The sequence below is a fragment of the Selenomonadales bacterium genome (genome assembly GCA_017442105.1).
Taxonomy (GTDB): domain Bacteria; phylum Bacillota; class Negativicutes; order RGIG982; family RGIG982; genus RGIG982.
In genome coordinates this window covers 1-6,979 of sequence record JAFSAX010000199.1, presented here as the reverse complement: position 1 = coordinate 6,979, position 6,979 = coordinate 1, and the positions used below count along the sequence as shown (strand labels likewise).

General features: G+C 47.8%; 6 protein-coding genes and 2 rRNA genes. 4 read left to right on the top strand and 4 right to left on the bottom strand.

Annotated features, from left to right (window positions below; genetic code table 11):
* The 3 genes from IJN28_07820 to IJN28_07810 all read left to right on the top strand — a co-directional run.
* Positions 1 to 314, top strand: a 23S ribosomal RNA gene (locus IJN28_07820); the annotation flags it as partial.
* Positions 315 to 508: 194 nt separating this feature from the next.
* Positions 509 to 625: ribosomal RNA gene (gene rrf / locus IJN28_07815) — 5S ribosomal RNA — on the top strand.
* A 209-nt stretch (positions 626 to 834) separates the two neighbouring features.
* The gene (locus IJN28_07810) at positions 835 to 1,221 is read left to right on the top strand and encodes a hypothetical protein (protein ID MBQ6713674.1); all 387 of its coding nucleotides are present in this window, start codon (positions 835 to 837) and stop codon (positions 1,219 to 1,221) included.
* Positions 1,222 to 1,637: 416 nt separating this feature from the next.
* On the opposite strand, the gene IJN28_07805 is transcribed toward IJN28_07810, so the two are convergent.
* From IJN28_07805 to IJN28_07790, 4 genes are all read right to left on the bottom strand, one after another.
* Positions 1,638 to 2,933 (bottom strand): hypothetical protein, encoded by a 1,296-nt coding sequence (locus tag IJN28_07805; GenBank protein ID MBQ6713673.1) that lies wholly within the window; start codon positions 2,931 to 2,933, stop codon positions 1,638 to 1,640.
* Between the two features lie 116 nt (positions 2,934 to 3,049).
* Entirely contained in the window at positions 3,050 to 4,663 is a 1,614-nt protein-coding gene (locus IJN28_07800; protein MBQ6713672.1) for an FAD-dependent oxidoreductase, read from the bottom strand.
* Positions 4,663 to 5,226 (bottom strand): peroxiredoxin, encoded by a 564-nt coding sequence (gene ahpC, locus IJN28_07795; GenBank protein MBQ6713671.1) that lies wholly within the window; start codon positions 5,224 to 5,226, stop codon positions 4,663 to 4,665. The genes IJN28_07800 and ahpC overlap by 1 nt, the downstream gene beginning before the upstream one ends.
* Before the next feature lie 263 nt (positions 5,227 to 5,489).
* On the bottom strand, positions 5,490 to 5,825 hold the full coding sequence (locus tag IJN28_07790) for a hypothetical protein (protein ID MBQ6713670.1): 336 nt from the start codon (positions 5,823 to 5,825) through the stop codon (positions 5,490 to 5,492).
* Between the two features lie 232 nt (positions 5,826 to 6,057).
* Between IJN28_07790 and IJN28_07785 the strand changes: the two genes are divergently transcribed.
* Positions 6,058 to 6,840 (top strand): amino acid ABC transporter substrate-binding protein, encoded by a 783-nt coding sequence (locus IJN28_07785; GenBank protein ID MBQ6713669.1) that lies wholly within the window; start codon positions 6,058 to 6,060, stop codon positions 6,838 to 6,840.
* Positions 6,841 to 6,979: the final 139 nt, after the last annotated feature.

Genomic DNA, 6,979 nt, shown 5'->3' with positions numbered 1-6,979 from the left:
CAGAACGTCGTGAGACAGTTCGGTCCCTATCCATCGCGGGCGTAAGAAACTTGAAGGGAGCTGCTCCTAGTACGAGAGGACCGGAGTGGACGGACCAATGGTGTACCAATTATGCCGCCAGGCGTACAGTTGGGTAGCTACGTCCGGAAAGGATAAACGCTGAAAGCATCTAAGCGTGAAACCAGCCTTAAGATGAAGTTTCTCCAGCATTAAGCTGATAAGACCCCTTGAAGATGACAAGGTAGATAGGTCGGGAGTGGAAGTACCGTGAGGTATGGAGCGGACCGATACTAATAGGTCGAAGACTTGACTTAAAAAAAGAAAGCGTAAAAGACTGTGGAAGATCTTCTGTGAAGTTTTGAGGGTGCGAAAGTAAACTCAAGAAGCGGTTCGCGTCTAGCCAATCAGCAACACCTAGCGGTGTGCTTCTTGGGACGCTATCGCATGGCACGCATTAGCCAATCACCTGCGCCGCAGGCTTGGTTCTTGGATGCGTCCGCAAAAAGAATCCAGTGATGATAGCTGAGGGGTCCCACCTGTTCCCATGCCGAACACAGTAGTTAAGCCCTCAAACGCCGAAAGTACTTGAATGGAGACGTTCCGGGAGGATAGGTAGTCGCTGGTCAAGAAAAAGCACTGTACGATATGTACGGTGCTTTTTTCTTTTGTTAGTAAATATTCTATTTCGCATAGTTTGTATAAAGACGATATGATTCGGCAGGAAATGTTGCAACCGTGATGAAATGTAGAATGTGATAAGTCGGCCAGCAGGAAAAATCGTATGCTGGTGATGTCTTATTACAGCAAGAGAAAGAATATGATGTGATGAAAATGATGAAGCTGAAAAGATCGCTTGTATTTACTATCATGTTATTGTTCTTGGTATCTTCGGTCTGCATGGCGTATCCGATCGAAACCCCTAAATGGGAGCCTGTCGGATCGAATGCGGAAATGAGTATTTTTTATGATGCCAATACGCTTACTCATTATGATGGTGGTTCTTTCTGTAATGTAGATGTTTTGATAGAGTTTCCTGCGCAGGGGACAGCGCTGGTTATGAATAATGAATATTCTAAGGGCATGGAAGTTAGGATACTGTCGCTCAAAGAATATAATATTCATAGTGGTGAGTTGTTGCGTGTGGAAGAGAACCCCGACCCTGAGTGGCATGACATTACTCCGGGCTCGACGTTTGAAGCCATTTGGAACTGTGTCATGTAAGGATGTCGAGGCGGTCTGAGCGTATCGGTGCTTGAGATAGTTTCGTATGGTTGCTTTTTGAAGAGGGCTGATGTCAGCTCTTTTTTTGTGCGTGTCTGTGGGGATATGTGGAGCGTGCTGGTTGTTGATAAAAGAGTGCAGGAGAAAATGGAATCGACTTATCCTCAACTGCGGAATTTTTGTCCCCACCCGTGGATAACGGATGTGTCGATATGGTATAAGAGAGGCTGCTATCTCTATAAGTCTTGCACAACAGCAGCCACTTATGCACAGATATGTGGATAATGTGGATAAGTAGTATGTTTCACGTGAAAATATTGCTGTGGATATGATGCTGTGTGACAGATAGATAAGAGGATAGCAAAAAAGAAAAGACACTTGCAAAATGAATTGCAGGTGTCTTTTGTCGTATGATGTTATTTTTCGAGTTCGATATTGGTAAGCGGGATGTAGTCTTTTTTCGGTATGTCGGAAGTTGATGCGACTTGTGCGAGCTTTGCGTTTGCCAAGCTGCGGCTGGTGAGCGATTGGAAGGAGAGTCCTTTATAGGCATGTAGTTTTTTGAAGTCGGCGGGAAGCGGGAGTTTGAAGGCGTAATATTTCGATTTGTGCGGGGCGATACTGAAGTCTTGCGGGAGATGGACGATGTAGCGTTTTTCTTGATACAAGGAGTTTTGGTCGAAGTAAGAGAGGATAAGGCGATACGCGGCTTTGGCAGAGGCGAATGTTGTTTCGGAGATGTTTTTTACATTGAGATAAGCGTTAAGGTCGGTGCCATCAAGGTAAAATGCTCCGTTTTTGGGATCGAGTTTTTCTGCCGGGTAGTGATACTCTGCGGATGATTGGTCGATCCGTGTGGTTTTCAATACGCCAGATACTTGGGTAGCATCGGAATAATTATCGTAATATGTATGGGGAATACCGTTTATTTTCATATTGATGTGATAGTTGTAGCTTCGAGAGGTGCTGACTGTGTTGGCACCGAGAGAGAATCCGGAGGATTTTGTATTGCTTGCCGATGCGAGTGTGAAAAGAGGGATGGTATGAGCTTCTCCCGGTTTGAGTTGTAAGGTGGTGAGGTCGGGTAAGAGCATTTTGTGAGATTCTTCTCCGACCGTGAAGTTCAAGCGGATGTCACGTAGTTCGGTGATCGTTTCGGCTGCAGAGCTGTTTTGGATATTGAGAGAAACGTCGCCGAAGGGGGATACGGTCGGGATCAAGCGGAAGGGAGAGGTCGGAGCGGATTCGCTCAGTGTATTGTAGTGGAGTGTGGTGTTGTCTTCAAAGATGAAGGCACAAGAGTCGAGGTGGTTGAACTGGGCAGGCACAGGCTGTTTCAGCTTGATGGTGGTCGTGTAGGTTTCGCCCGGCTCAATGACAAATGCGGGGATGGCGTCTGTATATTGGGTGATCGTCTGATACGGATCGTCTGCATGGCAGACATCGTAGGTGATAGTGGTGAGGGCTATTTTTTTGTTAAGCGGAGTGTTGGTCGGATTGGTGATGGTAAGGATGATGTTGTAGATGTTGCCTTCGAGTTGGTCTTGGACGTCGATTTGCAGACTTTTTAGAACTTCTTCTTCATACAATTCTATGCCTGCTTCCATCAGTTGCTTGACCTCGGGGGAGAGGTTCGGCTCTTTGGCATTTGCCCATGCGGGCATAGCGGTTGCTATCAATAAGAGTGTGATCATAATACAGCGAATAAACATAATGATTCCTCCAGAATGTTGATACTGTTATTATAACAGAATTATATAGAAAAGTGGGATGCCAAATAAGAAAAGACACCTTGCAGATTAGTATTCTGAAGGTGTCTTTCTTTTTATCAGCCGATGATATCGAGGAGCTGTGCGATGTTTTTCTTGCCGAAGTGAACAGTGTCTTCGCCTATGATGAAGCATGGCACGCTCATGATATTGTATTTTTCTTTCAGGTCAGGACAATGGTTGAGATCGTATACGTGTGCGCTGACGTTCGGGCTTAAGGCCGCGATATGCTGCGCTGCGATGACGAGGTCGGGGCACATGGTGCAGGAGAGCGATACGATGATCTTGATGTCGACAGGTCGGTCGATGGCTTCGATGCGTGCTTTGAGCGCGCTGTCGAGTGGTTGACCGGGACCTGCGGCGTTGTAGAGACCGAGGATGAAGGATGTGAATTCGTGACCGCCGGGTACACCGTGGAAGGCGAGTCCTGTATCTGTGCCGTCGGCGCGGAGAACTTTGACGATGGGAAGGTGGTCGCCGCCTTCCGCTTCTCTGACGGTCAGCTTGTCGGTGTATTTGGCAAGCTCGGTCATGTATCCTTTCAGTTCGGCCGATACGGGGCGATCATCGAGATAAAGCTCAAGGGTGAGGGGGCTTGTCATGCGTGCGAAGACGGCATTTAACTGTGCTTCGATCTCGGGCGTAAAGAGGGAACTGTCTGCCTGTGCTTGGGTCTTGGGCTTGGGTTCCTCTTGGGGGTGTTTCGCCGTCGGTTTGGGCGCTTGGATGCCTGTTTTGGCGTGCATGGTCGAAACGTATTTTTCGAGTGCGGTGGCGGCGAGTGCACCGTCGCCGACTGCTGTTGCGACTTGGCGCAGGTTCTTGACGCAGACGTCGCCTGCGGCATAGATGCCTGTGCGGCTCGTAAGCCCGCTCGAGTTGGTGATGATGTAGCCCATGTGGTCGAGTTCTACGATGTCCTTGACGAGGTCGGTGGCCGGCTCATATCCTGCGAATACGAATACGCCGATTCCGTCGGGGGAGGTGTGCGTATGCTCTTCGCCTGTGACATTGTTTCGGTAGCGGATCGTGGTAAGAGCGTTGTCACCTGTTACTTCTGCGACCTCTGTATTCGTATGAATGGTGATCTTCGGATGGTTGCGGGCGGGTCTGGCTGCACCTTCTGCGCAGGTAAAATCATCTTCTCTGATGAGAAGGGTGACGTGACGGGCATATTTCGTGAGGAAGACGCTTTCTTCTGCTGCGGCGAATCCACCGCCGACGACGAAGACATCTTTACCCGTGAAAAATTCGCCGTCACACGTTGCGCAGTAAGCGATGCCGCGACCGCGATAGTCCGCTTCACCTGCAAAGCCGATCATGCGAGGCCTTGCACCTGTTGCAAGCAGGATGCCGTAGGCTTCTACATCGCCTTTGTCCGTATGGACGATCTTGATATCGCCGTCTAAGTCGAAACCTGTGACTTCGGCGAGGCGGAACTCTGCTCCGAACGATTCTGCTTGACGGCGCATCGTTTCTGTGAGCTCCTTACCGCTCGCAGAGAATACGCCGGGGTAGTTGACGACTTGTTCGGTTATGGTGATCTGTCCACCAAATCTTTCTTTTTCTACGACGAGAACGCGGTAGCAGGCGCGCGCCAGGTAGAGCGCGGCGGTCAGGCCTGCGGGCCCGCCGCCTACTACTACGACGTCATACAAACGCTCTCTGGTCATTACAGAAGGCCTACCAGATCAAGACTCGGCTTGAGCGTTTCCGCACCCGGCTGCCATTTGGCAGGGCAGACCTCATCGCCATGTTCTGCTACGAACTGGCTTGCTTGCAGGCGGCGAAGGAGCTCATCCGCGTTTCTTCCTACATTGCCTGCGTTCACTTCGTATACGACGATCTTGCCTTCGGGGTTTACAATGAAGCTGCCGCGTTCTGCAAGACCGTTTTCTTCGATATATACTTCGAAGTCTTTCGCGAGTGCATGCGTCGGGTCAGCGAGCATCGGATACGTGATCTTGCCGATACGCTCGGACGTGTCATGCCATGCTTTGTGTACGAAGTGTGTATCTGTCGAAACCGAGAAGATCTCACATCCTGCCGCTTGGAAGTCAGCATACTTGTTTTGAAGGTCTTCAAGCTCCGTCGGGCAAACGAACGTGAAGTCTGCCGGGTAGAAGAAGAACACGCTCCATTTACCCAGAATGTCGGCCTTCGTTACCGTTTTGAATTCGCCGTTATGGTAGGCTTGTACCGAAAAGTTGCTTACTTCTTTGTTGATCATAGACATAAAAATCATCTCCTTGTAAATCAATTTTTTGATGAAATGGTTTGGTTTTTGGGGGTGTAGATATTTGTAATAATTCTCTGTTGAGAATTGAAATCATCTACAATGCAAGTATACGACAGAGGTATGTATTTGTCAATAGGTTTTTGAAGAAAAAATAAAATTTTTATTTACGGATAATAATTATTGATAAAAGGACGGGCGTTGTGCAAAAATAAAAGACTTCCTCTCGTAGATGAGAGGAAGTCTTGGCCGGTTATGATGTGTTACTTCATGATGTGCCAGTTGCTTCTCAAGAAGAGGGCTGTGATGACGGGGACGTAGAGCATGCCGATGCTGGCGGAGAGGAAGTCCATCTGAGAATAGAAGTAGTTGTAGCCGATGCCGCCGAGGGAGGCGAGGCAGATGATATAGAAGCCGAGCTTATATTGTTTGAGCATGAGCAGGATACCGAGAAGTGTGACGACGTGCGATACAGAGGTCGCCATGAGGTCGTCTGTCCACGGGAGCGTGCCGTCGTAGACGAAGTAGGCGATCGCGCCGCTGAATAAGAGATAGAACATGAAGAGAAAGCGAAGCCATCTCGTGAGATTGCGTGTCATAGGTGTACTCCTTTTTGTTCGGTTTGATAAGTTTCTTTCATTATATTGAAAAGAGATGGTGAATACAAGGCACATCTGCAGAAAAAATAAAAACGGGCGAAATAATAAGATATATTGATATAATAAGAGATAATCAAGAATAATCGTGTTTTTTCGAGAATTTCAATTCTTTGCTATTTTAGCACACTAAAGTATAATGAAGTTACAGCATAAGAATGGAGGATTACAAGAGATGAAAAAACTGGTGTTACTTTGTTTGATGCTTGCGTCGTTCGCGATGATCGTAGCAGGCTGTGGTGGTTCGGATACGGCTAAGAAAGATGCACAGCAGAAGATCGTTATCGGTCTTGATGACAGCTTCCCGCCGATGGGCTTCCGCGATGAAAAAAATCAGATCGTTGGTTTCGATATCGACATGGCGAAAGAGGCTGCAAAACGTCTTGGTATGCAGGTCGAGTTCAAAGCGATCGACTGGAGCAGCAAAGAGTCCGAGCTTAACGGCAAACGCGTTGACTGCTTGTGGAACGGTATGAATATTACGGAAGACAGAAAGAAAAACGTTCTTTTCAGCGAACCGTATATGGATGCAAGACAGGTGCTCTTTGTTCCGATGAATTCGCCTATCAAAGGTGTAAAAGATCTTGAAGGCAAAGTGATCGGTGTTCAGAATGCTTCGACGGCTGATGAAAAGATCATCGAGCTCGGCTGGCAGGGTAAATATAAAGAGATCCGCAAATATGGCGACTTCATCGAAGCGTTCATGGATCTGGAAGCAGGTCGTCTTGATGCGATCGTAGGCGACGAGATCGTAGGTCGTTTCTACTTGTCGAAAAAACCGCAGGCGTTCCAAGTTCTCGAAGAGGACTTCTGTGAATGTGGTACGTTCGGTATCGCGTTCCGCAAAAATGATACAGAGCTCCGCAATAAAGTACAGGCTGTCATGGATGAAATGAAAAAAGATGGCAGCGGTGCTAAGATCTCGGAACAGTGGTTCGGTAAAAACTTGTTGAAATAATGATGATGAGAGATGCCATTCCAGCGGGATGGCATCTTTTTTCGTATCTCTTGATGATCGGTTCTCCGTCGGCGATATGTTTACGCAGAAATAATTATTTCCTGCGGATAAAAAGGAAGAATAAGTCTGTGAGAATGCT

Excerpts from the sequence above, each read along its gene's own strand:
- IJN28_07785 (MBQ6713669.1), top strand. The coding sequence starts at position 6,058 with ATGAAAAAACTGGTGTTACTTTGTTTGATGCTTGCGTCGTTCGCGATG.
- IJN28_07805 (MBQ6713673.1), bottom strand. The coding sequence starts at position 2,933 with ATGTTTATTCGCTGTATTATGATCACACTCTTATTGATAGCAACCGCT.
- IJN28_07790 (MBQ6713670.1), bottom strand. The coding sequence starts at position 5,825 with ATGACACGCAATCTCACGAGATGGCTTCGCTTTCTCTTCATGTTCTAT.
- ahpC (MBQ6713671.1), bottom strand. The coding sequence starts at position 5,226 with ATGTCTATGATCAACAAAGAAGTAAGCAACTTTTCGGTACAAGCCTAC.
- IJN28_07800 (MBQ6713672.1), bottom strand. The coding sequence starts at position 4,663 with ATGACCAGAGAGCGTTTGTATGACGTCGTAGTAGTAGGCGGCGGGCCC.
- IJN28_07810 (MBQ6713674.1), top strand. The coding sequence starts at position 835 with ATGAAGCTGAAAAGATCGCTTGTATTTACTATCATGTTATTGTTCTTG.